This window comes from Achromobacter spanius, from assembly GCF_029637605.1.
Classification (GTDB): Bacteria; Pseudomonadota; Gammaproteobacteria; order Burkholderiales; family Burkholderiaceae_B; genus Achromobacter; species Achromobacter spanius_E.
This window is the reverse complement of the sequence record NZ_CP121261.1, coordinates 650,664-674,392: the sequence shown is the minus strand read 5'-3', so window position 1 is coordinate 674,392 and position 23,729 is coordinate 650,664. Positions and strand designations below refer to the sequence as shown.

The window sequence follows — 23,729 nt, the reverse complement described above, 5'->3', positions numbered from 1 at the left end:
CCATGACCCGTTTTTGCCTATGCCTTGCGACCCAGTGCCTGCAAAACCGAGGCCACGGTGAGAAACGACCCAAACACGACGATTCTATCATTCTCGACCGCCCGTTCGCGCGCCGCGGCATAGGCCTGGGCGGGATTTTCGAAGGCGGCGATGCTGGGGCTTTCAGCCCCCGCGGGCGATGGCGGCAAAGCGGCGGCGACCTTCTCGGCCAGCGCCTGGCCCGACATGCCGCGCGGCCCGGGCAGGCCCGCGCAATACCAGTGGTCGATGCGGGTGCCCAGCTTGGCCACCACCCCGGCGAGGTCCTTGTCGTTCAGCATGCCGAATACCGCGTGGGTGTACGGATGGAACCCCATGTTGTCCAGGTTCTGCGCCAGCACGGCGGCGGCATGCGGATTGTGCGCCACGTCCAGAATCACCGCGGGCTGGCCCGGCAGGATCTGGAAACGGCCCGGCAACGACGCCTGCAGCAGCCCCAGGCGCACGGCCTGCTGTTGCACCGGCAAACGGTCGCGCACGGATTCCAGCGCGGCCAGCGCGGCCGACGCATTCAACAATTGGTTGGCGCCGCGCAGCGCCGGATAGGCCAGCGCGCTGCGGCGCTGTTCGCGCCCGCCATACGCCCACTGCTGGCGGTCACCGGAATAGTTGTAGTCGCGCCCGAACAGCCAGAGGTCGGCGCCGATTTTTTCCACGTAGTCCAACAGCGATTGCGGCGGAACCGGGTCGCTGCAGATGGCGGGCCGGCCGGCGCGATAGATGTGGGCTTTTTCGAAGCCGATTTTCTCGCGGGTATCGCCCAGCCAGTCGGTGTGGTCAAGGTCAACACTGGTGACGATGGCGCAATCGGCATCGACGATGTTGACGGCGTCCAGGCGGCCGCCCAGGCCCACTTCCAGCACGATTGCATCCAGGCGCGTTTGCGAAAACAGGCGCAGGATGGCCAGCGTGGTGAATTCGAAGTACGTCAGCGAGACCTCGCCGCGCGCCGCCTCGACAGCCTGAAACTGGGCGATCAGGTCGCCGTCCGAGGCGATCTCGCCGTTGACGCGGGCGCGCTCGTTGAAGTCGATCAGGTGCGGCGACGTATACAGCCCCACCTTGTAGCCGGCCGCCAGCAACATGGCTTCCAGCATGGCACAGGTGGAACCCTTGCCGTTGGTGCCGCCCACAACGAACTTCACGCCCGACAGCTCAAGCCCCATGCGCGCGGCCACTTCGCGCACGCGGTCCAGGCCCATGTCGATTGCCGTGGCGTGGATGGATTCCAGATACTGCAACCAATCAGACAGGGTGGCGGAGGCGTCAGGCGGACAAACGGAAGACATGGCGGGCCGTGAAAGAAGATCAGCGCCGGATTTTAGCAGTCCGCGCACGGTGTTTTCCCTAATCCCCTAGAGCGCGACACAGTATCCCGCCCGAAAAATCGCTTGCCGATGTTTTTCTCATACGTGAAAATGAATTTACGTATGAGAATTTAGACGGATGAACATGACGCAAGCAAAAACCCCTAGCTGGCTGGTCCGCGAAGCCGAGGTGCCCGGCTACCACCCCGCCAATCACACCGGCACCCTGAACCGCCGCCTGATCGGGCCGGATACCGTGGGCTCGCGCGGCGTCGAAGTGCTGCTGGGCGTGATTGAAAAAGGCCAGGGCGCGCTGCCGCACGCGCATCCGGGCATCGAGCAGGTCTGCTACCTGCTGTCGGGTACCGCGCGCGCGCAGGTGCAGGACGAATCGGCCGACATGGTGGCGGGCGACTGCTGTTACTTCCCGCCCGACGTGCCCCACGTTTTTACCGTGACCAGCGACGAGCCCGCCAGGCTGCTGGTGATCTATACCCCCCCGTATGAAGAATCCCCCGATCGCGTGATCCGGGACTTTCCGGCGCCACCGCCCGCCGCCTGACACCCGGCGGCAACAGGCAGCGGACGCAGAGCCGCGCCTGAATTCCCTATAAAACTGGAGACAACCCCATGCACCCTTTCCGTTTGCTAAGCGCCGCCCTGATCAGCGGCGCGACCTTGATGGCCGCCCCCGTCGCCCAGGCGGCGTCCGACTACCCCAACAAGCCCATCACCCTGATCGTGCCCTTCCCGGCCGGCTCGGGCACCGATGCGGTCGGCCGGATATTCGGATCTGAACTGTCGGCCATCCTGGGCCAGCAGATCGTCGTGGAAAACAAGCCGGGCGCCAACGCCACTATCGCGGCCAACTATGTGGCCCGAGCCAAGCCCGACGGCTACACGCTCTTCGTCACCACCAATACGTCGCACTCGGCCGCCCCCTGGCTGATGAAGAACGTGCCGTATGACCCGGTCAAGGATTTCACCCCGATCGCGCGCGGCGGCAACCTGCCCTTCATCCTGGTCGTGAACCCGAAACGCCCCTGGAAGAACGTCGGCGAACTGGTGGCCGACGCCAAGAAAAACCCGGGCCGCATCACCTATGCCAGCGGCAACAGCACGGGCATCGTCGCGGGCGCCACGCTGGCCAACCGCGCCGGCATCGACCTGCTGCACATTCCCTACAAAGGCACTCCGCAAGGTTTGACCGATGTGGTCGGCGGCCAGGTGGACTTCATGTTTACCGACCTGGCTTCCGGCCTGCCCTTTGTGCAGTCGGGCCAACTGCGCGCCCTGGCCGTGTCCACCGCCGAACGCAGCGTCATCGTGCCCGACCTGCCCTCGATGGCCGAGGCCGGCGTGAAGGACTTTGACCTGAATTCCTGGAACGGTTATTTCGGCCCGGCCGGCCTGCCGCCGGAAGTGGTGGCGAAACTGAATGCCGCCATCAACCAGGTGGTGGCCAAGCCCGAGGTCAAGAAGCGCCTGGCGGGCCTGGGTTTTGACGCCTTTTCCAGCACTCCCGAAGCCTTCGCGCAGTTCGTCAGCGAGCAGCGCACGCTGTGGGGCAAGCTGATCAAAGATGCAGGAATCGAACAGCAATGACCTTACCCCCCGCCCCTGATGCCCCGCCGGCCGGCCCGCTGACCGGCGTGCGCATCCTGGACCTGAGTTCAGTCGTCATGGGTCCCTACGCCACGCAGACCCTGGCGGACCTGGGCGCCGATGTGATCAAGGTGGAGTCGCCCGCCGGCGACAACATGCGGGCCGTGGGGCCCATGCGCAATCCCGGCATGGGCCACCTGTACCTGCACCTGAACCGCAACAAGCGGTCCATCGTGCTGGATCTGAAGACGCCAGAAGGGCTGGAGGCATGCCTGAAGCTGGCCGAAAGCTGCGACGCCCTGCTCTACAACATCCGGCCCCAGGCCATGGCCAGGCTGGGCTTGTCGTACGACACCGTGGCGGCGCGCAACCCGCGCATCGTCTACCTGGGCGCCTACGGGTTTGGCGAGGCCGGGCCGTACGCCGGCCGGCCCGCCTACGACGACCTGATCCAGGGGCAGACGGGCATCGCCGCGCTGTCGGCCCAGCAAAGCGGCGACGTGCCCCGCTACGCGCCGCTGACGCTGGCCGACCGGGCGGTGGGCCTGCACGTGGCCATTGCCCTGGTGTCGGCCGTGCTGCACGCCAAGACGTCGGGACGCGGCCAACAGGTGGAAATCCCCATGTTCGAAGGCATGGCCCACCTGGTGCTGGGCGATCACCTGGGCGGCGCGACGTTTGAGCCGCCCATGGGCCCGACCGGCTACGCCCGCCTGCTGGCGCCCCACCGCCGGCCCTACGCAACGGCCGATGGCTACCTTTGCCTGCTGATCTACAACGACAAGCACTGGCGCAATTTCTTCAATCTGATAGGCCAGCCCGAATTGGCCGAAGATCCGCGCTTTTGCACGCACGGCGCGCGGGCCGCGCATATCGGTGAGGTCTACGCCTACGTGGCGGACGTGATCCGCACCCGCCCCACGCAGGAGTGGCTGGACGCCCTGGCCCGCGCGGACATTCCCGCGTCGCAGCTCTACACGGTGGACGACCTGCTGGTGGACGAGCACTTGGTCGCCACCGACTTCATCCGCCACGTGGATCACCCCAGCGAAGGCGCCCTGCGCACCCCAGCGCCGTTGGGCCAGTACCAAGGCACGCCCACGTCCCTGCGCCGGCCCGCCCCCCGGCTTGGCGAGCACAGCCGCGAAGTGCTGGCGCAAGCTGGCTACGACGACGCCCGGATCGACGCGCTGGTCGCCCGTGGCATTACCCAGGATGGAAACCACTGATGGACTTTGCCTTCACCCCTGAGCAGTTGGCGCTGCGCGACGCCGTTTCACGCATCTGCGACCGCTACCCCGACGAATACTGGCTGGAACGCGACCGCGAAGGCGGTTTTCCCGAGCCGCTGCACGCCGACCTGGCCCGCGACGGCTGGCTGGGCATTGCGATGCCCCCGGAATATGGCGGCGCGGGCCTGGGCATGACCGAAGCGGCGCTGATGATGCAGACCATCGCCGCGTCCGGCGCGGGTTTTACCGGCGCATCCGCCGTGCACATGAACATCTTTGGCCTGAACCCCGTGGTGGTGTTCGGCACCGACGAACAGCGCGGCCGCTGGCTGGAGCCGCTGATCGCCGGCCGCGAGAAGGCCTGCTTTGCCGTGACCGAACCCGATGCGGGCCTGGACACCACCAAGCTGTCGACCCGTGCAGTGCGCCAAGGCGACGAATACGTGGTGCATGGCCGCAAGATCTGGATATCGACGGCGCAAGTCGCGACCAAAATGCTGCTGCTGGCGCGCACCACCCCGCTGTCCGAGGTGGACAAGCCCACCCAGGGCCTGTCCCTGTTCTATACCGATCTGGACCGCGAAAAAATCGAGGTCCGCGAAATCGAGAAAATGGGTCGCAAGGCCGTGGACTCGAACATGCTGTTCATTGATGGCTTGCGCATTCCGGTGGCCGACCGCATCGGCGAAGAAGGCCGCGGCTTTGAATACATCCTGCACGGGTTGAACCCCGAACGCATCCTGATCGCGGCGGAAGCCGTGGGCATCGGCCGCGCCGCGCTGGACCGCGCCGTGAAATACGCCGGGGAACGCACCGTGTTCGGCCGCCCCATCGGCCAGAACCAGGGTATCCAGCATCCCCTGGCGCAAGCCTGGATGCAGTTGGAAGCCGCCGACCTGATGGTGTTCAAGGCCGCCAGCCTGTACGACGCCGGCCTGCCCTGCGGCCCGTATGCCAACACGGCAAAGTACCTGGCGGCCGAAGCCGGCTACAACGCCTGCCAAACGGCCGTGATGACGCTGGGCGGCATGGGCTACGCCAAGGAATACCACGTGGAACGGCTGCTGCGCGAAAGCTTCATTCCGCGCATCGCACCCGTCAGCCCGCAGTTGATCATGTGCTTTATCGCGGAAAAGGTGCTGGGCCTGCCGAAGTCGTACTGAAGACGCGCGCCGGGCGCGATGCTCGGCGATGCAGGCCGACGCAGGCCCGCGCCCGCGCCATGTTCAGGCCTGCTGTTCCAGGGCGGTGCACGCCGCCCGCAAGATGCGCGCATAGGCCTCTTGCTGCGGCTCGATCCGGTAGATCGGGCCGCCCACCGAAATCGCATAGTGCTCGCCCGACAAGGTGACGGGCCAGGCGATGGCGCCCACGTCGGCGATCGATTCCCCGCTGTTCATGAACCAGCCGCGCTGGCGCGACCGTTGCAGGTCGTCTTCCAGCGCTTGCGGCGTGACCAGCGTGCGCTCGTTGTAGCGCGTCATCGGCATGTCGGACAGCAAGCTCTGGCGCAAGGGTGCGTCCATCAGCGACACCAGCGCCTTTCCCAGCGAATTGGCGTGTACGTCTTTGAACTCGCCGGCAACCGGCGCGTATCGGATGGTATGTGGGGAATCCAGCACATCAAGATAGACCACGCGCCCGTCTTGCGTCAGCTTGGCGAACACGACGGTTTCGCGGGTAGCGTCCCGCAATTCGGCCAGGCTGGGGTAGACGCGGTCCAAAACGGGGTCGGCACGCGCGATGCGCTGGGCCATGGCCAACAGGCGGCCGGTGGGGTAGTAGCCCTGGCGCCGACCGGTTTCATACAGGTAACCCAGGCCAGTCAGCGTGCGGATCAGCGCCAGGCAACTGGACACCGGCACATCCAGCAAGCGGGCCAGCTCCGACAAGGGCAGCGCGCGTTTTTCGCGGGCAAAGGTTTCGATGATTTCGATGACTCGCAGCGCCGTCTTGACACTCATTGCCCGATCCAAACTGATTAGCACGTGAAACACCTGCCTCGCCGGGGGCTAAAGTTCCCTGCGGGCCTGCCGTTATCGTAGCTGAGAATACCCTGAAAACAGCGCGTTCCTCCGAGACGCCCTTATCGCCGCTGGAGTGATCATGGCCGTAACCCCCCTAGCCCCCGCTACGTTCGCGCCCGCTGCGCCCGTGCAGGCGCCCATCTTGGCCGAACCGGCCGTGAATGTGACGCCGGCCGCAGCCGCGACCAACAGCGACGCCTCCGACAGCGCCACGTCGGATCAATCAGATTCGCAGAAGCTGCCGTTGGACAAGGCGCTGGACGAAATCAACGACCAGATGAAGGCGTGGTCGACCCAATTGCAGTTCGAAATCGATCCGAATGTGCATCAGGTGGTGGTGTCGGTCGTGGATGCGGAGTCGGGCGACGTCATTCGCACGATCCCCAGCGAAACGGTACTCAAAATCGCCAAAATGATCGTGAACATGCAAGGCAACGGCATTAAAACCACAGCATGACCTGACCCTTAAAACAGTGTTCTTCAACTGTTTTGGCGCCTATGCGTGAGGGAAACCCCGAATTAGGCCCGCCTTATGCCCTTACCCGGCCAATCGCCGGCACCCTATTTTTGTCAGAATCGCTTCGCTAGGAAGGAAATCACATGGCTTCTATCACCAACCTTGGGTCCGTGTCCGGCTTGCCGCTGGAAAAGATCCTGTCGGACCTGCAAGACGCCGAGACGAAAAAGCTTTCGGTCTACACGACCCGCGCCGAAAGCTATCAAACCCGTATCGACGCTTACTCGCAGCTTCAAAGCGCGTTGGAAGCCCTGCAGTCGTCGGCCGCCGTGTTGGGCAAGACTGAAACGATGGCTGCCATCAAGGGCAGCGTCACCGGCGGTTCCGCCCTGACGGCCACGGTGGCCGCCGAAGGCGCGGTTGCCGGCGAATACACCATCGAAGTGAAGAACCTGGCGCGGGCGCAAAGCCTGCAATCGTCAGCCGTGGCTGACCGCACCGCCAAGAACGGCACGACCGGCACCTTCGAAATCGAACTGGCCGACGGCACCAAGCGCACGGTTGATTTGAAGGACGATACGTCCTTGAACGGCATCGTCAAGGCCATCAACGCCGACGACAAGACCGGCCTGCGCGCCACCGTCATCAACGACGGCAATGGCAACAACTATCTGATGCTGACCTCTCGCGAAACCGGCACGGAAGCATCGGTGAAGTCCATTACCGTCAACGGCGACCAATCGCTGAAAGACATTCTGACGTTCAGCACGGATGCCAACGGCGTGACCTCCGGCATGACCTCCACCGCCGGGCAGGACGCCGAAGTCATCATCAACGGCATCACGGTCAAGAGCGGTTCGAACAACATTTCGACCGCCATCGACGGCATTACGCTGAACCTGGCCGAAAAGACCGAAACCGACAAGCCCATCACCCTGAAACTGGAAGCCGATACCTCGGTGGCCAGCAAGGCGGTGCAGGACTTCGTCACCAAGTACAAGACGCTGCAAACCACGATCAAGAACCTGACCGCGTTCGACGCCTCGGCGGCCACCAACCAGCCGCTGACGGGCGACGGCACCACGCGCTCAATCCAGTCGGCCCTGTCCGGCGCCTTGCAAGGCGTGCTGGGCGACGGCACGCTGCGCTCGCTGGCCGATCTGGGTATCACCACCGATGCCACCGCCCGCGAACTGAAGCTGGACACGACCAAGCTCACCAAGGCCCTGACCGAGAACCCCGCCGACGTCACCAAGCTGTTGACGGGCGAAAATGGCCTGGCGAAGAACATCGACGCCGCGCTCAAGGATGTGCTGGGTTCGACCGGCTCGTTGAAGACGCGCCAGGACGGCTTGGCCAAGTCGATCACCGCGTTGACCGCGCAGCAGGCGCGCGCCAAGGCATCGAGCGATGCTGAAATTGAGCGGATGCGCACGCAGTTCGTTGCGCTGGACACCTTCTACATGCAGATGCAAAGTACGGGCAGCTATCTGACCCAGCAGTTTGAGGCCATGAACAAGTCCAACTCGTAATCAATTTAATAGAAGATGCATTAAATGACGTATGCCGCCCGACGGCCCTCAGGGTCTTATTCTGTTCGTTCCTACGCCGATATCGGCCTGGAAACGCAAGTCCTGGGCGCAAGCCCGGAGCGGCTGATCACCCTGCTTTATCTGGGAGCGCGGGCGGCCATCGGGCAGGCGCGCATCCATTTGAACGAAGGCCGCATCGCTGAACGCGGCGCGGCCATCTCGAAAGCGATCAAGATTGTCGATGAAGGCCTGAAAACGGGGCTGAACATGGAGGCCGGCGGCGACATCGCCGCCAACCTCGCCCTGCTTTACGACTACATCATCCGTACGCTGCTGACAGCGAACCTGAAGGCGGATGTCGAGCAGCTTGATATTGCCGACCGGCTGCTGGCCGATCTGGCCGAAGCTTGGCAGACTTCCATCGACCGGCCGGCTGGCGGCATGGAGCCGTAATGGCCCGAACCATGCCCTTAGCCAGCCTGAGAACGCCCGAGATTTCCATGACGTCCCTGACCCAGTCCCTGCCCGCCATCCTGGAACACTACCAGGAGATCGCTTTCATCACGGGCGAAATGCTGACCGCCGCCAAGGCAGGCGACTGGGACTTGGCCATGGTCCATGGCCAGCAATATTGCGAGCGTGTAGAGCTCCTGCGCCAGACCGAACAAAAGGAGCCGCTGGACGAAGCCGGCCGCGCCATGAAGTACGACCTGCTCGTGCGGATTCTGGAAAACGATGCGCTGACGCGCGAGCTGGCTATCCCGCAACTGGCCCGCCTGGGCGAGCTGCTGGGACGCATGAAGCGCCAGCAGACGCTGCTGTCGGCCTACGGATATCAGGCGCCTGAAGAATGAGCGTCGGTCCCGCCGCACTCGGTAACGTCCTGGTGCAGCGGTTGGACGCCGTGCTTGGCACGACGATGTCCGCCGCGAACGCCAATCAGGTGTCGGGCGCACGGCCAGACGCCGTCAGCCAACCCGGGGGCCCGGAAAAGCCCGGGTCGTCGGACGGTTCCACCCGCGATCCCCGGCAAGGCATACAAACTGGCGGCGCCCGAGGCGACCGCCAGAATGCCGTTGTCGACGCCAAGACGGCGGCCGCGCTGGCGCTGGCCGCGCGCGGGCTGGTCACCAGCAGCGACACCACCGCATCCGCCCCGACCACGCTGGGCACCACCGCCCGGACAATTCTTGCCTTGCTGGCCCAGTTCCCCGAAGCCGCACCCGCCGTCCAGGGGCGCGCGCCGCTCTGGAACGCCAATGGCGGCGCGGCCGGGCAAGCCGCCGGGCAAGCTCCCGCGCAAGCCTCGCCGCAGCCCACGCCCGGCGCGGGCCAACCCATGCCGCCCGGTCAAGCCGCCGGCGCTGGGCAGCCCCCGGCCCCCGCCTTGCCCGTCGCACCAACCACCGCCACCGCAGCCGCAACCGCCACGACCAGCGCGGATGCCGCCGCTGCCGCGAAGCTGACGCGGCCCGCCGGCCAGGCCGATGCCCATGCGGCACGCGGCGCCGACGCCGCGGCCCATGCCTCGCTGGCGGCGGGCGGCCCGTCCGCCCGCCTCTTGGGCCAGGCGCTGCGCCAAGCCCTGCAGACCAGCGGCTTGTTCTATGAATCACATTTGACCGACATGGTGTTCGGCCGCACCAACCCGGCCGCGCTGCAGGAAGAGCCGCAGGCCAGGATGAGCCGCGACACCGCCCAGCAAAACGCCACGGCGGCGCGCAGCCGTTCGGACACATCAAGCACCGCGCGTACCGGTGGCGGTGCCGAGGCCACGTCGGGCAGCGGCTCACCCGCGCCCGGCACGCCCGTGACCGGCATACACCAGGACCTGACCGTGCTGGTGCGCCAGCAGCTGGACGTGCTGGCCAACCAATCCCTGGCCTGGCAAGGCGAAGCCTGGCCCGGCACGCCGATGGAATGGGAAGTGGAACGCGACCCCTACGGCGGCGACCCCGATTCGGCCACGCCCACCTGGGCCACCCGGCTCAAGCTCGACCTGCCCCGCCTGGGGCTGGTGGATGCACGGCTGAATCTGGCGGGCGACCAGATCGTATTGCAGTTGGTCGCGCCGCTGGCCGCGGCCGAGATCAATGATGCCTCCGACCAACTGCGCTCGCGCCTTTTGGCCGCGGGCCTGACCTTAAGCAATCTGGCGGTCAGCGTGACGGAACCGCGCCCCGTCATCCCGACTGATTTCTGATGAGCAATACCCCCAATTCCCAGGGCGGCGGCCTGAACGTCGCCCCAAGCGATGGCCCCAACGCCAACCGCAATGCCGCCGTAGCCATTTCCTATGACGACAAGGACGGCGCGCCGCGCGTCGTGGCCAAGGGCTACGGGCAACTGGCCGACACCATCGTGCGCGCCGCCGAAGAGAATGGCCTGTATGTGCACGAATCGCGTGAATTGGTCGGCCTGCTCATGCAGGTGGACCTGGATGCACATATTCCTCCCCAACTGTACGTAGCAGTGGCAGAATTGCTGGCCTGGCTTTATCGCCTGGAATCGCGCGAGCTTCCCCAAGCGGCGCCGCCCGCCTGACTCACTCTCTAAGGACCACCATCGTGTTGGATGCCAGCGACCCGGAATTCCTGCTGACCCGGCCGGAAGACATGCGTTCCGCCCTCTTCGAGCTGACGCACCCCGACAGCCACATCCTGGTGCGCGACGCCGCCGACCGTGAAATGGCGGTGCTGGTGCTGGGCGCCGACAAGCAAACGCGCCAGTTCTTCTGGCGGCCGCGCGACTACGCCGGCGCTGACTTCGAGCAGTCCGACAACATGGGCCTGTTAAGCGGCACAACGTTCCATTTTCACGCCACCGCCTATGGCGGCGTGCAGATCCGCTTTCGCGTGCAGCGCCCCGAAGTCATCCATTTCGACGACGGCAGCGCGGCGCTGATGTCGCCCTTCCCCGATCGTCTGGCCCGCATCCAGCGGCGCAAGATGTTTCGCGCCTCGCTCGCCACGGGCGCCGGCCAATGCCAAGCCCGTTGGCAACCCGATCCCAAGACCAAGCCTTTTCAGTTCACGGTGCGCGATATTTCGGTGGATGGCGTGGGCCTGCGGGCCGCGCTTGCCGTGCCCGCCTTGCCGGAGCGCGGCACGGTGATGGAAGACGTGCAGTTGGATTTTGGCGAACTGGGTACGCTTAGCGCCAAGCTGGAAGTGCGCAATATCTACCCCATTTCCGGGCAGCCGATGATACAGCCCGACAGCCCTGACGACGCCGCGCCCCGGCACGTGTCGCTGACCGGCGAACCGCCGATGAGCCACGTCGGCGCCGTGTTCTTGAACCTGGATGCGCGCCAGGAAAACTGGCTACAGAAAGTGGTGTGGCGGCTGGAGAAAGGCGCGCAGCGCAATTAAGACAAAACCACCCGCGAAGAAAAAAAAGCAAAGCACCAATGCAAAAAGGCCTTTCCAATCAATGGAAAGGCCTTTTTCAGATCGACGCGCTTACACGGCCATCGACGATATTTCCTTGTAGGCGGCAACCAGCTTGTTGCGCACCTGCACCGCTGTCTGAAAGCCAAGGCTGGCTTTCTGCATGTCGATGATCACATCGTTCAGCGCAAGATCGGGCGCACCCATCTCAAAGGCCCTCGCCTGCGCCGACGAGGCGTTCTGGGCCGCCGTCACGCGGCGGATCGAGCGCTGCAACTCGGCGGCGAAACCGTCGGGCTGGCCGACCGATTCCCCCGCGGCGAGATTGCCGGTTTCCGCCTTGCTCACGACGGTGCGCATCTGCTGGAGCATGCTTTCGATGCCGTTCAAGCCTGATACAGCCATTACCTGATTCCTTGCTGGTTGGGCATATCGCCAATGTTGCCGCAGAGCGTAACGCCGATCGCGCGCGCCCATAGCCGCTAAAAACCGCCAAAAAACCCGACATTTCCTTGAATGCCGCCAACCGGGGCCGCATCGCTTGCCCTTCTATCGACATAGAGGATAAGTAACGCCAAAAACCTGCTGTTTTCATCGATTGGGATTGTGGACCCAACGGCAATAATCCAGGCTCTCCCCAGACCAGAAGCACGTTGCATGTGTAATCTGCCCTACCAAGACATGAAGACTTTTTCCTTGCGCCGCGTAGCCAGCGGGAGCCATCGATGAATCAGCAGGCCACTCTGAGCTCGTCGCTGCTGGCGAAGTTCCCTGTGCTGGAAAAGGTCCGCGCACTGCCCAAGCCCATCCTGCTTGGCGCAGCCGCCGCCGTCATCGCGCTGATCGTCGCCACGGTGATGTGGAGCAGCGAACCCCAGTACAAGGTGCTGTTCTCGAACCTGGATGACCGCGACGGCGGCGCCATCGTGACGGCCCTGGGTTCCATGAACGTGCCCTACCGCTACAACGAAAACGGCACCGCGCTGCTGGTGCCGGCGGACCGCGTCTACGACGCCCGCTTGCAGTTGGCCTCGCAAGGCCTGCCGCGCGGCGGCTCCGTCGGCTTCGAGCTGATGGACAACGCCCGTTTCGGCGCCAGCCAATTCTCGGAACAGATCAACTACCAGCGCGGCCTGGAAGGCGAGCTGGCTCGTTCGATCGAAGCCATGAACACGGTGCAGCACGCCCGCGTCCACCTGGCCATGCCGCGCCAGTCGCTGTTCGTGCGCGAACGCCAGGCGCCCACGGCCTCGGTGCTGCTGAACGTGTACCCCGGCCGCAGCCTGAGCGACGCGCAAGTGTCGGCAATTTCCTGGCTGGTGGCCTCCAGCGTGCCAGAACTGCCCGCCGAAAACGTGTCCATCGTGGACCAGAATGGCCGGCTGTTGTCGGCCCCGCTGGGCGAAGGCCGCGGCATGGACGCCGACCAGATGCGCTTTGTACGCGAAGTGGAACAGCGCACCGTCGAACGCATCCTGACCATCCTGAACCCGCTGGTCGGCCCGGGCAACGTCCACGCTCAGGCCAGCGCCGACGTCGACTTCGCCCGCCGCGAAGAAACCTCCGAGGTCTACCGCCCGAACCAGGAACCTGGCCAGGCCGCCGTGCGCAGCCAGCAAACCAGCGATTCCACGCAGCGCGGCGTGAACCCCGCGCAAGGCGTGCCCGGCGCGCTGTCCAACCAGGCGCCGCCCAACGCGCAGGCCCCGCTGGTGAACCCGCCCGCGCAGCCGCCGCAGCCGCCGGCCAATGCCCAGCAACAACAGCAACAGCAGCAACAACAACAGCAACAACAGCAGACCGGCACCCAGGCGGCCACCGCCAACCTGAACGAGCGCCGCGACGCCACCACCAACTATGAAGTGGACCGCACCATCAGCCACATCAAGCAGCCGGTGGGCAACGTCAAGCGCCTGTCGGTCGCCGTGGTGGTGAATTACGTGCGCGACAAGGACGGCGAGCCGCAGGCCCTGCCGCCCGAAGAACTGAACAAGCTGACCAACCTGGTTCGTGAAGCCATGGGCTATTCCGAAACGCGTGGCGACTCGCTGAACCTGGTCAACAGTCAGTTCAACGATGGCCCGCCGCCGCTGCCGATGTGGCGCGACCCGGAAATGATCGCCCTGTTCAAGACCATTCTTGCGTGGCTGGTGGGTCTGGTGCTTGCCCTGTGGCTGTACCGCAAGGTACGCCGCTCGGTCACCGAATACCTGTACCCGCCGGTGGATCCGGAAATGGCTGAAGCCGAGCGCCAGGAAGCGGTTCGCGAGGCCCAGGACGTGGCCCGCGCCAAGGAAGTCAACCGTTACGAAGACAACCTGGAACGCGCCCGCACGATGGCCAACAAGGACCCGCGCGCCGTCGCGATGGTTCTGCGCACCTGGATGAGCAAAGATGAAAAATGATTCCACTCCGATGGACGGCATGACGCGCAGCGCCGTCCTGATGATGTCGCTGGGCGAGGACGCCGCGGCCGAAGTCTTCAAGTACCTGAGCGCCCGTGAAGTGCAGCAGGTGGGTGGCGCGATGGCCAGCCTTAAGCAGGTCACGCGCAACGACGTGGCCGTGGTGCTGGAAGAATTCCGCCAGGAAGCCGACCAGTTCATGGCCGTCACGCTGGGTTCGGACGATTACATCCGCAGCGTGCTGACCAAGGCGCTGGGCAGCGACCGCGCGGCCGGCCTGATCGAAGACATTCTGGAAGCCGGCGACGGTGGCAGCGGCATCGACGCGCTGAACTGGCTGGACCCCAACACCGTGGCCGAGCTGATCGGCGACGAACACCCGCAGATCATCGCGACGATCCTGGTGCACCTGGAGCGCGACCGCGCCGCCGGTGTGCTGGCACTGTTGACCGACCGCCTGCGCAATGACGTCATGCTGCGCATCGCGACGTTCGGCGGCGTGCAGCCCGCTGCCCTGTCCGAGCTGACCGAAGTGCTGAACTCCGTGCTGGCCGGCCAAGGCGCCAAGCGCAGCAAGATGGGCGGCGTGCGCACCGCGGCCGAGATCCTGAACATGATGAATTCCTCGGACGAGGAAACCGTTGTGGCCAGCCTGCGCGAACGCGACAACGACCTGGCGCAGAAGATCATCGACGAGATGTTCGTGTTCGACAACCTGCTCGACGTCGAAGACCGCGCCATCCAGCTCATCCTCAAGGAAATCGACAACGACACGCTCATGGTCGCGCTCAAGGGCGCCCAGGAAGAGCTGCGCGCCAAGTTCCTGCGCAACATGTCCAGCCGCGCCGCCGAAATGCTGCGCGAGGACCTGGAAGCCCAGGGCCCGATCCGCATGTCGAAGGTCGAAGCCGAACAGAAGAAGATTCTGCAGATCGCCCGTCGCCTGGCCGAAAGCGGCCAGATCGTGCTGGGCAACTCCGGAGACGACGCGTATGTCTGAAGCGGACAACGGCACGACGACGCTCATCTCGCGCAGTGCCGCCTGGCGGCGCTGGCAGATGCTGTCGTTCGACGAGCCGGAGACCGTCGAGGTGGAGCCCGAGCCGGAACCCGACCCGGGCCCCGATCCCGCCGTGGTGATGGCGCAGCTGCGCGCCCAGGCCATGGCCGAAGGACGCGAGGACGGTTACGCGCAAGGCCATGCGGCCGGCGTGGAAGCCGGCCAGCAGGCCGGCCACGAAGCGGGCTACGCCGCGGGCCGTGAAGCCGGCTACGCCGAAGGCCTGACGCAGGCGCGCGAGCAAGGCGCCCAAGAAGCGCAGCGCCTGCATGCGCTGGTGCAGGCTTGCGCCGCGTCGGTAGGCGCGCTGGAAGAAAAAATGGGCCAGAGCCTGCTGACGCTGGCACTGGACATTGCGCAGCAGGTCGTGCGCACCACCCTGTCCGAACAACCCGAGGCCGTGGCCGCGGCCGTGCGCGACGTGCTGCACATCAACCCGTCGACCAATGGCCAGATGCGCTTGTGGGCCAACCCCGACGACATCGAACTGATCCGCCTGCACCTGGCCGACGAACTCAAGGAAGGCCATTGGCGCGTGCTGGCCGATGAATCCATCGCGCGCGGCGGTTGCCGCGCCGAGACGCCTTTTGGCGACATCGACGCCACGCTCCAAACGCGCTGGCGCCGCGTCGCGGCCTCGCTGGGCCGCAACGTGTCCTGGGAGGATCCGGCGTGAGCGGCAATCCGTCTCCGGCACAACCCGGCCTGACGGCCGCGCCCGCCACGCCTGCCGCCACCGTGCCGGTGCTGGAACGCTGGCAGACGCAGTTGCAGATCGGCTCGATCCGCGCGGCGTCCACCGACCCCTGGCTGGTCAGCGGCAAGATCACGCGTGCCACCGGCCTGGTGCTGCACGCCACCGGCCTGCGCCTGCCCGTGGGCGCCGCCGCCCGCATCGAAATCGCGCGCGGCCATGACCACTGGGCCGACGCCGAAGTGGTGGGTTTTGACGGCCACACGCTGTACCTGATGCCGCAGGCCGACATTTCCGGCCTGCCGCCCGGCGCGCGCGTCGTGCCCGGCGAACCGCCCGTGCAACGCGCGATCCCGCTGCCGCGCAAGGCCGAATTGAATGGCAACGCCAAGCCCCAACTGGGCCGCCACCTGCCCGTGGGCAACGCGCTGCTGGGCCGTGTGCTGGACGGCGCCGGCCGCCCGCTGGATGGCTTGGGCCCCTTGACGGGCGCCGAGTTGGCGCCACTGTCCGCGCAGCCCATCAACCCCTTGTCGCGCGCCCCGATCGACACCGTGCTGGACACGGGCGTGCGCGCCATCAACGGCCTCTTGACCGTGGGTCGAGGCCAGCGCATGGGCCTGTTCGCCGGCTCCGGCGTGGGTAAATCCGTGCTGCTGGGCATGATGGCCCGCTACACCAAGGCCGATGTGATCGTCGTGGGCCTGATCGGTGAACGTGGCCGCGAAGTCAAGGAATTTATCGAACACAACCTGGGCCCCGAAGGTCTGGCCCGCTCGGTAGTCGTGGCGGCGCCCGCCGACGTGTCCGCGTTGCTGCGCCTGCAGGGCGCGGCCTACGCCACCCGCCTGGCCGAGCATTTCCGCGACCAGGGCCAAGACGTGCTGCTGATCATGGATTCGCTGACCCGTTTCGCCATGGCGCAACGTGAAATCGCGCTGGCCATCGGCGAACCGCCCGCCACCAAGGGCTACCCGCCGTCGGTGTTCGCCAAGCTGCCAATGCTGGTGGAACGCGCCGGCATGGGTGCGCCGGGCCCGTCGGGCAAGGCCGGTTCCATCACCGCGTTCTATACGGTGCTGGCCGAAGGCGACGATCAGCAAGACCCGATCGCCGACTCGGCGCGCGCCATCCTGGACGGCCACGTGGTGCTGTCGCGCCATCTGGCCGAAGCCGGGCACTACCCCGCCATCGATATCGAAGCATCGATTTCGCGCGCGATGACCTCGCTGATCACGCCGCAGCAGTTCTCCATCGTGCGCCGCTTCAAGCAGAACCTGTCGCGCTACCAGCGCAACCGCGACCTGATCGCCGTGGGCGCCTATGCGGCCGGCAACGATCCGCAGCTGGACGAAGCCATCGCGCGCTATCCGCGCCTGGAAGCCTACTTGCAGCAAGACATCGGCGAAAACATCGGTTACGACGACGCCGTCAACCAGTTGCGCGCCAGTTTCGAGTTAAGGGATACCTATGCCTAGCCAATTGCCCTTGGACATGTTGATCAACCTGGCCAAGGAAAGCACGGATGAAGCCGCGCGCCTGCTGGGCCGGCTTAGCACCGAGCGCACCAATGCCGAGCGCCAGCTTGGCATGCTGAACGATTACCGCCAGGACTATCTGGAGCGTTTGCAGCAAGCCATGACGACCGGCATGTCAGCCAGCGATTGCCACAACTACCAGCGCTTCATCGGCACCTTGGATGACGCCATCGGCCAGCAGCAAGCCGTGCTGCGCCAGGCGGACGACAACCTGGCCAAGGGCCGCCAGTACTGGCAGCAGGAAAAGCGCAAGCTCAGTTCCTACGACGCCCTGGCGCAGCGCGAGATGCGCGCGCAAGCCGTCGTGGAATCGCGCCGCGAACAGCGCGCCAATGATGAATATTCCGCCCGCCTGGTCCAGCGCCAGGCCGGGATGCATTAAGCAGCACCTATAAAGCTGCACCTAACAGGAAGCCCAAGATGACCGCTCCCCTGCCCTTGCCGACTATCGCGCCTGTTGCGAAAACGTCCATCGCCGACGCGTTGGGCGCCAACAAGCCCGCACCCGCGAACAAGAAAGGCCCGAGCTTCTCGGACGTGCTGGCTCAGCAACGTCCGAAGCCGTCGGCCGATTCGCGTCCGGCAAACGATGGCGCCAAGACGCCAGCCCAGACACCCGGCAAGACACCCGGCAAGACCGCCGACGCCGGCACCGACCCTGCCAGCAAGGCTGAAGACGCCGCCGCCGGCGCCATCAACGACGCCGTGAACACCGCGGCGTCCGCCGAGGCCGGCGCGCTGGCGGTCGCCGCCGCGCAGCCGTCCGCACCCGCCCTGCCGCAGCAAACGCTTGAACTCGCGGCGCAGGCCGCCGAGCAAGTACAGATGGCGCGCGGCAGCGCAGAAGCCGCCGCCGCGGCACTCGGCAGCGGCGCCGCCGTGTTGACCGCCGCGCTGAACGCGGCCGACGTTGCTGCCCCCGCCACCGCCCGCACGCCGGTCGCCGTGACCGCCGCGCAAGCCGAAGCCGCCGCCGCGATCGCGGCACGCGACGCGCAGGTTGCGCAGCCGGTCCTGACCGCCGCCGTCAAGCCAGGCAGCGCCGCAGCCCCGGTCGTTGCCGCCGCGCCGACCGCCCAGCCGGCCGTCAAGGCCGAAGCACCGCGTGCCGCCGCCGAACTGCCGCTGCCCCGCGTTGCGCGCGAAACCAAGACCGACGCCGAGCCCGGCACCACGACCTTGCCCGCGCACTCCGAAGAAGACGTGTTGGCCGCCCTGACCGCCACCACCCAGCAATTCCAGGCACCGCATGGCGCCACGGCGCAGGACCATCTGGCGCAGGCAATCGCCGCCGCCACCCAACGCCAGGCCGCGCCCGTCGTGAATCAATCGGCCTTCGCTCCACCCGCCGTGCCGCTCGTGATGCAGGTTGCCACCCCGGTCGGCGGCACGCATTGGGGCACTGAACTGGGTCAGCAAGTGGTGATGATGAGCACCAACGCGCGCCAGGGCATGCAGACCGCCGAACTGCGGCTGGATCCGCCCGACCTGGGCCCGCTGCGCGTCAGCCTGAACATCGCCGACGGCGTGGCCAGCGCCTCGTTCGTCTCAGCGCATGCTTCCGTGCGCCAGGCCATCGAAACCGCGATGCCGCAATTGCAGCAAGCCTTGGCGCAAGCCGGCATTTCGCTGGGCCAGACCAGCGTGGGCGAACAGTCCGCGCAACAGGAATTCGCGCAACAGCAAGGCAACGGCGGCTCGCAGCGTCAATCGGGCAACGGATCGGCCCTTGCCGATGCATCGACCGACATTGCTACCCCCACCACGACGGCGTCGCGCAACGCCAACGCTCTGGTCGACACCTTTGCGTGACAAATGCGCGGCCCGCGCCCGGCAACGGACGCGGGCAGTGCAGCAATAGCTTGAGATACGCGGCTTTCGCCCTGTTTTTCGCCTCCAAGCCGAGGCGTAGTTTGGGGCAGAATGCTTTCATCCACTAAGAATCCGTTTTCACCAGCGGCTCAATACGCATCGAAACCGAGATGGCGACTACCAAACCCATAACCGCGCCGTCGGGCGCAAAGAAATCCGGCGGCGGCATACTTCGTCTGCTGCTGGGCCTGTTGGTCTTGCTCCTTGTTGCCGCCGGCAGTGCGGGCGCAACCTGGTTCATCACCCAACGCCTGCAGCAACCGCAAGCCGGCGCGCCCGTGCAATTGGGCGTGGGCCAGGTGCCCGGCGGCCAGCCCGGCCAACCGGGTCAGCCCGGTCAGCCCGGCCAGGGCCCCCAAGCCACGCCGACCACGTTTGTGGCGCCGCCCGCCGGCCCCATCGCGGTGCCCGCCCCGATCTTCGTCCCGATCGAAGCATTCACCGTCACGCTGCAAAACGCGGAAACCGAACGCATCATGCATGTGGGCCTGACCCTGCGCGTCAGCGACGAGCAGACCCGTACCCGCCTTGAAAAGTACATGCCTGAAGTGCGCAGCCGCATCCTGATGGTGCTGTCCGCGCAATCGCCCACCGGCGTGCAGACGCAGCAAGGCAAGACCGAAATGGCCAACGCGATCAAGACCGCGGTCAACCAGCCGTTCTCGCCCCTGCCTGACGGCCAGTATGTCACCGACGTACTGTTCACGGCGTTCGTGGTGCAATAAGCATGGCCTACGAGGCATTCCTTTCGCAGGACGAAGTCGATGCGCTGCTAGCCGGCGTCACCGGCGAGAGCGATAGCAAATCAGCGGCCGCGAACCCCAACGATGGCGCGCGCGCCTACGACCTGAGCTCGCCCGAGCGGGTCGTGCGCCGCCGCATGCAGACGCTGGAGCTCATCAACGAGCGTTTTGCGCGCCACATGCGCAACGTGCTGTTGAACTTCATGCGCCGCAGCGCCGACATCACCGTCGGCTCGATCAAGATCCAGAAGTACGCGGACTTTGAACGCAACCTGCCCGTGCCCAGTAATCTGAACATGATTCAGATGAAGCCTCTGCGCGGCACGGCGCTGTTCACCTATGACCCGAACCTGGTGTTCCTGGTCATCGACAGCCTGTTCGGCGGCGATGGCCGCTACCACACGCGCGTCGAAGGCCGGGACTTCACCACGACCGAACAACGCATCATCCGGCGCCTGCTGAACCTGACGCTGGAAAGCTACGGCAAGTCCTGGGACCCCGTCTATCCCATCGAATTCGAGTATGTGCGCTCGGAGATGCACACCAAGTTCGCCAGCATCACCGGCAACAATGAAGTGGTGGTCGTCACCTCGTTCCACATCGAATTCGGCGCGACCGGCGGCGACCTGAACATCTGCCTGCCCTACTCCATGATCGAGCCGGTGCGCGATCTGCTGACGCGGCCGCTGCAAGAAACCACGATGGAAGAGGTTGACCAGCGCTGGTCGCAGCAGTTGTCGCGCCAGGTGCGCAGCGCCGACATCGACGTGGTCGCGGAATTCGCGCGCATCCCGTCGTCGATCCGCGAGCTGATGAATTTGAAGGTGGGCGACGTCCTTCCCGTGGACGTGCCCCAGACCGTCATTGCCCATGTGGATGGCGTGCCGCTGATGGAATGCGGCTACGGCGTTTTCAACGGCCAGTACGCGCTTCGCGTACAGAACATGTTTACCTACGATACCGATTCAAACGAGGCCCCCGACCATGACTGACAAGAACGAGCCTGGCACCGGCTCGTCCCCGGCCGACGACTGGGCCGACGCGCTCGCCGAACAATCCCGCGCCAATCCGCCCACCCAAGCCGACGGCCTCAAGCCGCAGGACGACTGGGCGGCCGCGATGGCTGAACAAACCGCCTCCACGCCGCCCGAGGCCCCGGCGCCTGCCCCGGCGCCGGCGGCTCCCGCGGCACCGGCCGCCGCGGCAACGGCCGCCGCTGCTCCCGCCGCGCAATCGGCGGCGCAGTCGGTGTTCAAGCCGCTGGCTGGCGCGACGAGCGGCTCCGGCAACGACATCGACCTGATCATGGACGTGCCCGTCCAGCTGACGGTTGAACTGGGACGCACCCGCCTGACCATCAAGAACCTGCTCCAACTGGGCCAGGGTTCCGTGGTTGAGCTGGACGGCCTGGCCGGCGAACCGATGGACATCTTCGTCAACGGCTACCTCATCGCCCAAGGCGAAGTCGTGGTCGTCGAAGACAAGTACGGCATCCGCCTGACCGACATCATCACCCCGTCCGAGCGGATCAACCGCTTGAACAACCGCCGCTAGCAGTCGGGCGCCATGACAGAATCCGCCCTGCTGCGTGTCGTCATCGGCCTGGTGCTGGTGGTGGCCGCCATCCTGGCTTCGGCCTGGCTGGCGCGGCGGGCCGGCCTGACCCAGCGCGGCGGCGGCAACCTGCTCAAGCAGGTCGCGAGCCTGCCCGTCGGCGCGCGCCAAAGCATCGTCGTCGTCGAAATCGACAACACCTGGCTGGTGGTGGGCGTAGGCCCGAACCAGCTCACTACCCTGCACACCCTGCCCGCCGGCCAGATGCCGGAGGGTTCGCCCTTGCCCGCCGCGGCCTTCGCGGCCAAGCTGGGCCAGGCGCTCAAGCGCCGCTAGCGCGACACGCGCATCTTTGCGACACCCATGAGCTTTCTCTCTCGCACGACACTCCTGCCCGCCCGTCCGCGCGCCCTGCCCATGCTGGCGGCCGCCGCGGTGCTGGGCCTGGCATTTTTTCCGGCCGGAGTCGTCGCCCAGGCCACGCTGCCCGCCCTGACCGCCACCCCCGGCCCCAACGGCTCCGAGACGTACTCGCTCAGCATGCAGACCATGCTGCTGATGACGTCGCTGTCGTTCCTGCCGGCCGCCCTGCTGATGATGACGGGCTTTACCCGCATCATCATCGTGCTGGGCCTGTTGCGCAGCGCCATGGGCACCGCGATGTCGCCGCCCAACCACGTGCTGATCGGGCTGGCGCTGTTCCTGACCTTCTATACGATGTCGCCGGTGTTCGACAAGATCTACGCCGACGCCTACAAACCCTTGTCCGAAGGGTCGATCCAGTTCGAGACCGCGGTCGAACGCGCCGCCGGACCGCTACGTACGTTCATGCTGCACCAGACGCGCGAGAACGATCTGGCGCTGTTCGCGAACCTGGCCAAGCAGCCCGCGCTGGAAGACCCGTCGCAGGTGCCCTTGCGCATCCTGGTGCCCGCCTTCATCACCAGCGAATTGAAGACCGCGTTCCAGATCGGCTTCACCATCTTCATTCCGTTCCTGATCATCGACCTGGTCGTGGCCAGCGTGCTGATGGCGCTGGGCATGATGATGGTGCCGCCCGTGACCGTGGCGCTGCCGTTCAAGCTGATGCTGTTCGTGCTGGCCGACGGCTGGAACCTGCTGATGGGTTCCCTGGCCCAGAGCTTCTACCAATAACGCCGGAGCAATCGCCATGACCGCTGAAACCGTCATGACCATGGCCTACCAGGCGATGAAGATCGTCCTGGCGATGGCAGGCCCGCTGCTGCTGGTGGTGCTGGTGGTGGGTCTGGTCATCAGCATCTTCCAGGCCGCCACGCAGATCAACGAAATGACGCTGTCGTTCATTCCGAAGCTGCTGGCCATGTGCGGCGTGCTGGTGCTGCTGGGCCCTTGGCTCATCGGCGTCATGGTCGACTACATCCGGCAACTGATCGGCCAGATCCCCATGCTGGTGTCCTGAGCGGCCCGCGCCGCCCGGCCCCGGACGTCTTCTTATGATCGCCTTCACGCTCGAACAGCTCAACGGCTGGATCGGCCAGTTTCTCTGGCCGTTCGTGCGTATCCTGGCGCTGGTTGGCACCGCCCCGCTGTTCTCTGAATCCGCCGTCCCCGTGAAGGTCAAGGTGGGCCTGTCGTTCGTGCTGGCCGTGGCGGTCAGCCCTGCGCTGGACCCCATGCCGCCCATTGCGCCCGGCTCTTACGCGGGCCTGTGGATGGTGATGCAGCAGGTGCTGATCGGCATCGCCATGGGCTTCACGATGCGCATCGTTTTTGCCGCCGTGCAGACGGCCGGCGAATTCGTCGGCCTGCAGATGGGCTTGTCGTTTGCCTCGTTCTTCGACCCCAGCGCCGGCGCCAACACCGCCGTGCTGTCGCGCCTGTTCAACATGGTGGCGATGCTGACGTTCCTGGCGCTGGACGGCCACCTGCTTGTGCTGGCCGCCCTGGTGCGGTCCTTCGACACCTTGCCCGTGGCCATGATCCAACTGCATCAGAACGGCTGGGGCGTGGTGGTTGAATGGGGCAAGACCGTGTTCGTCTCGGGCCTGCTGCTGGCGCTGCCGCTGATCTGCGCGCTGCTGACCATCAACCTGGCCATGGGCATCCTGAACCGCGCCGCGCAGCAACTTTCCGTGTTCTCGGTGGGCTTTCCCGTCACGCTCATCATCGGCGTAGTGGTGCTGACGGTAGTGCTGCCGCACTCAGGGCCGTTCCTGGAAAACTTGTTTGAGTCTGGCCTGGAAGCGATGAGCCGGGTGGTGGATGCGTTGGCGGGGCGGTAGGGAAAAGGGTC

At 65.7% G+C, this 23,729-nt stretch carries 27 protein-coding genes; 24 read left to right on the top strand and 3 right to left on the bottom strand.

Translation table 11 applies throughout. The features are described from left to right. Positions 1 to 17: 17 nt before the first annotated feature. On the bottom strand, positions 18 to 1,328 hold the full coding sequence (folC, locus tag P8T11_RS03025; protein WP_268078383.1) for a bifunctional tetrahydrofolate synthase/dihydrofolate synthase: 1,311 nt from the start codon (positions 1,326 to 1,328) through the stop codon (positions 18 to 20). A gap of 163 nt (positions 1,329 to 1,491) precedes the next feature. Here folC and P8T11_RS03020 point away from each other — a divergent pair, with 163 nt between their 5' ends. The 4 genes from P8T11_RS03020 to P8T11_RS03005 all read left to right on the top strand — a co-directional run bounded on the left by P8T11_RS03020 (position 1,492) and on the right by P8T11_RS03005 (position 5,346). Next, the gene (locus tag P8T11_RS03020) at positions 1,492 to 1,908 is read left to right on the top strand and encodes a cupin domain-containing protein (protein ID WP_268078384.1); all 417 of its coding nucleotides are present in this window, start codon (positions 1,492 to 1,494) and stop codon (positions 1,906 to 1,908) included. Between the two features lie 68 nt (positions 1,909 to 1,976). Further along, on the top strand, positions 1,977 to 2,951 hold the full coding sequence (locus tag P8T11_RS03015; RefSeq protein ID WP_268078385.1) for a Bug family tripartite tricarboxylate transporter substrate binding protein: 975 nt from the start codon (positions 1,977 to 1,979) through the stop codon (positions 2,949 to 2,951). Next, entirely contained in the window at positions 2,948 to 4,180 is a 1,233-nt protein-coding gene (locus P8T11_RS03010) for a CaiB/BaiF CoA transferase family protein (RefSeq protein ID WP_268078386.1), read from the top strand. Before P8T11_RS03015 ends, P8T11_RS03010 begins: the two co-directional genes overlap by 4 nt. Further along, positions 4,180 to 5,346: an acyl-CoA dehydrogenase family protein gene (locus P8T11_RS03005; protein WP_050446573.1), complete on the top strand. Its 1,167-nt coding sequence runs from the start codon at positions 4,180 to 4,182 to the stop codon at positions 5,344 to 5,346. The genes P8T11_RS03010 and P8T11_RS03005 overlap by 1 nt, the downstream gene beginning before the upstream one ends. Positions 5,347 to 5,409: 63 nt before the next feature. Here the strand turns inward: P8T11_RS03005 and P8T11_RS03000 are convergent, their stop codons facing one another. Continuing rightward, entirely contained in the window at positions 5,410 to 6,147 is a 738-nt protein-coding gene (locus P8T11_RS03000; RefSeq protein ID WP_268078387.1) for an IclR family transcriptional regulator, read from the bottom strand. 142 nt (positions 6,148 to 6,289) lie between these two features. Between P8T11_RS03000 and P8T11_RS02995 the strand changes: the two genes are divergently transcribed. The 7 genes from P8T11_RS02995 (at position 6,290) to P8T11_RS02965 (ending at position 11,570) form a co-directional block, all read left to right on the top strand. Further along, positions 6,290 to 6,667, top strand: coding sequence for a flagellar protein FlaG (locus P8T11_RS02995; protein WP_268078388.1), 378 nt, complete (start codon positions 6,290 to 6,292; stop codon positions 6,665 to 6,667). Between the two features lie 143 nt (positions 6,668 to 6,810). Further along, positions 6,811 to 8,199 carry a flagellar filament capping protein FliD gene (gene fliD, locus P8T11_RS02990; protein WP_268078389.1) on the top strand — a complete coding sequence of 463 codons (1,389 nt, stop codon included), beginning with the start codon at positions 6,811 to 6,813 and terminating at the stop codon, positions 8,197 to 8,199. Positions 8,200 to 8,223: 24 nt separating this feature from the next. Further along, entirely contained in the window at positions 8,224 to 8,652 is a 429-nt protein-coding gene (gene fliS, locus P8T11_RS02985) for a flagellar export chaperone FliS (RefSeq protein WP_050446577.1), read from the top strand. 47 nt (positions 8,653 to 8,699) lie between these two features. Next, entirely contained in the window at positions 8,700 to 9,053 is a 354-nt protein-coding gene (locus P8T11_RS02980) for a flagellar protein FliT (RefSeq protein WP_268078391.1), read from the top strand. Then, complete coding sequence (locus tag P8T11_RS02975) at positions 9,050 to 10,402, top strand: flagellar hook-length control protein FliK (protein ID WP_268078393.1); 1,353 nt, start codon at positions 9,050 to 9,052, stop codon at positions 10,400 to 10,402. The genes P8T11_RS02980 and P8T11_RS02975 overlap by 4 nt, the downstream gene beginning before the upstream one ends. Then, a complete protein-coding gene (locus P8T11_RS02970; protein ID WP_268078394.1) occupies positions 10,402 to 10,743 on the top strand; it encodes an EscU/YscU/HrcU family type III secretion system export apparatus switch protein in 342 nt (113 codons plus the stop codon). The genes P8T11_RS02975 and P8T11_RS02970 overlap by 1 nt, the downstream gene beginning before the upstream one ends. Positions 10,744 to 10,766: 23 nt before the next feature. Continuing rightward, positions 10,767 to 11,570, top strand: coding sequence for a flagellar brake protein (locus P8T11_RS02965; protein ID WP_268078395.1), 804 nt, complete (start codon positions 10,767 to 10,769; stop codon positions 11,568 to 11,570). A 90-nt stretch (positions 11,571 to 11,660) separates the two neighbouring features. Here the strand turns inward: P8T11_RS02965 and fliE are convergent, their stop codons facing one another. Next, on the bottom strand, positions 11,661 to 11,993 hold the full coding sequence (gene fliE / locus P8T11_RS02960; RefSeq protein ID WP_268078396.1) for a flagellar hook-basal body complex protein FliE: 333 nt from the start codon (positions 11,991 to 11,993) through the stop codon (positions 11,661 to 11,663). A 320-nt stretch (positions 11,994 to 12,313) separates the two neighbouring features. Between fliE and fliF the strand changes: the two genes are divergently transcribed. The 13 genes from fliF (at position 12,314) to fliR (ending at position 23,718) form a co-directional block, all read left to right on the top strand. After that, on the top strand, positions 12,314 to 13,993 hold the full coding sequence (gene fliF / locus P8T11_RS02955) for a flagellar basal-body MS-ring/collar protein FliF (protein ID WP_268078397.1): 1,680 nt from the start codon (positions 12,314 to 12,316) through the stop codon (positions 13,991 to 13,993). Further along, positions 13,983 to 14,993 (top strand): flagellar motor switch protein FliG, encoded by a 1,011-nt coding sequence (gene fliG / locus P8T11_RS02950; protein ID WP_268078398.1) that lies wholly within the window; start codon positions 13,983 to 13,985, stop codon positions 14,991 to 14,993. Before fliF ends, fliG begins: the two co-directional genes overlap by 11 nt. Then, positions 14,986 to 15,729, top strand: coding sequence for a flagellar assembly protein FliH (gene fliH / locus P8T11_RS02945; RefSeq protein ID WP_268078399.1), 744 nt, complete (start codon positions 14,986 to 14,988; stop codon positions 15,727 to 15,729). The genes fliG and fliH overlap by 8 nt, the downstream gene beginning before the upstream one ends. Positions 15,730 to 15,791: 62 nt before the next feature. Continuing rightward, positions 15,792 to 17,225, top strand: a complete 1,434-nt coding sequence (fliI, locus tag P8T11_RS02940) for a flagellar protein export ATPase FliI (RefSeq protein ID WP_418910343.1) — start codon at positions 15,792 to 15,794, stop codon at positions 17,223 to 17,225. Beyond that, complete coding sequence (gene fliJ / locus P8T11_RS02935; protein WP_268078400.1) at positions 17,218 to 17,667, top strand: flagellar export protein FliJ; 450 nt, start codon at positions 17,218 to 17,220, stop codon at positions 17,665 to 17,667. The genes fliI and fliJ overlap by 8 nt, the downstream gene beginning before the upstream one ends. Before the next feature lie 38 nt (positions 17,668 to 17,705). Continuing rightward, entirely contained in the window at positions 17,706 to 19,097 is a 1,392-nt protein-coding gene (locus P8T11_RS02930; protein ID WP_268078401.1) for a flagellar hook-length control protein FliK, read from the top strand. Positions 19,098 to 19,267: 170 nt separating this feature from the next. Beyond that, positions 19,268 to 19,882 carry a flagellar basal body-associated FliL family protein gene (locus tag P8T11_RS02925; protein WP_268078402.1) on the top strand — a complete coding sequence of 205 codons (615 nt, stop codon included), beginning with the start codon at positions 19,268 to 19,270 and terminating at the stop codon, positions 19,880 to 19,882. 2 nt (positions 19,883 to 19,884) lie between these two features. Further along, positions 19,885 to 20,892 carry a flagellar motor switch protein FliM gene (gene fliM, locus P8T11_RS02920; RefSeq protein WP_268078404.1) on the top strand — a complete coding sequence of 336 codons (1,008 nt, stop codon included), beginning with the start codon at positions 19,885 to 19,887 and terminating at the stop codon, positions 20,890 to 20,892. Further along, positions 20,885 to 21,454 carry a flagellar motor switch protein FliN gene (gene fliN, locus P8T11_RS02915; RefSeq protein WP_268078405.1) on the top strand — a complete coding sequence of 190 codons (570 nt, stop codon included), beginning with the start codon at positions 20,885 to 20,887 and terminating at the stop codon, positions 21,452 to 21,454. The genes fliM and fliN overlap by 8 nt, the downstream gene beginning before the upstream one ends. A gap of 12 nt (positions 21,455 to 21,466) precedes the next feature. Beyond that, entirely contained in the window at positions 21,467 to 21,790 is a 324-nt protein-coding gene (fliO, locus tag P8T11_RS02910) for a flagellar biosynthetic protein FliO (protein WP_100855450.1), read from the top strand. Between the two features lie 27 nt (positions 21,791 to 21,817). Then, positions 21,818 to 22,609: a flagellar type III secretion system pore protein FliP gene (fliP, locus tag P8T11_RS02905; protein WP_268078406.1), complete on the top strand. Its 792-nt coding sequence runs from the start codon at positions 21,818 to 21,820 to the stop codon at positions 22,607 to 22,609. Between the two features lie 16 nt (positions 22,610 to 22,625). Continuing rightward, positions 22,626 to 22,895, top strand: coding sequence for a flagellar biosynthesis protein FliQ (fliQ, locus tag P8T11_RS02900; protein ID WP_006219058.1), 270 nt, complete (start codon positions 22,626 to 22,628; stop codon positions 22,893 to 22,895). 34 nt (positions 22,896 to 22,929) lie between these two features. Further along, positions 22,930 to 23,718, top strand: coding sequence for a flagellar biosynthetic protein FliR (fliR, locus tag P8T11_RS02895; protein WP_268078408.1), 789 nt, complete (start codon positions 22,930 to 22,932; stop codon positions 23,716 to 23,718). Positions 23,719 to 23,729: the final 11 nt, after the last annotated feature.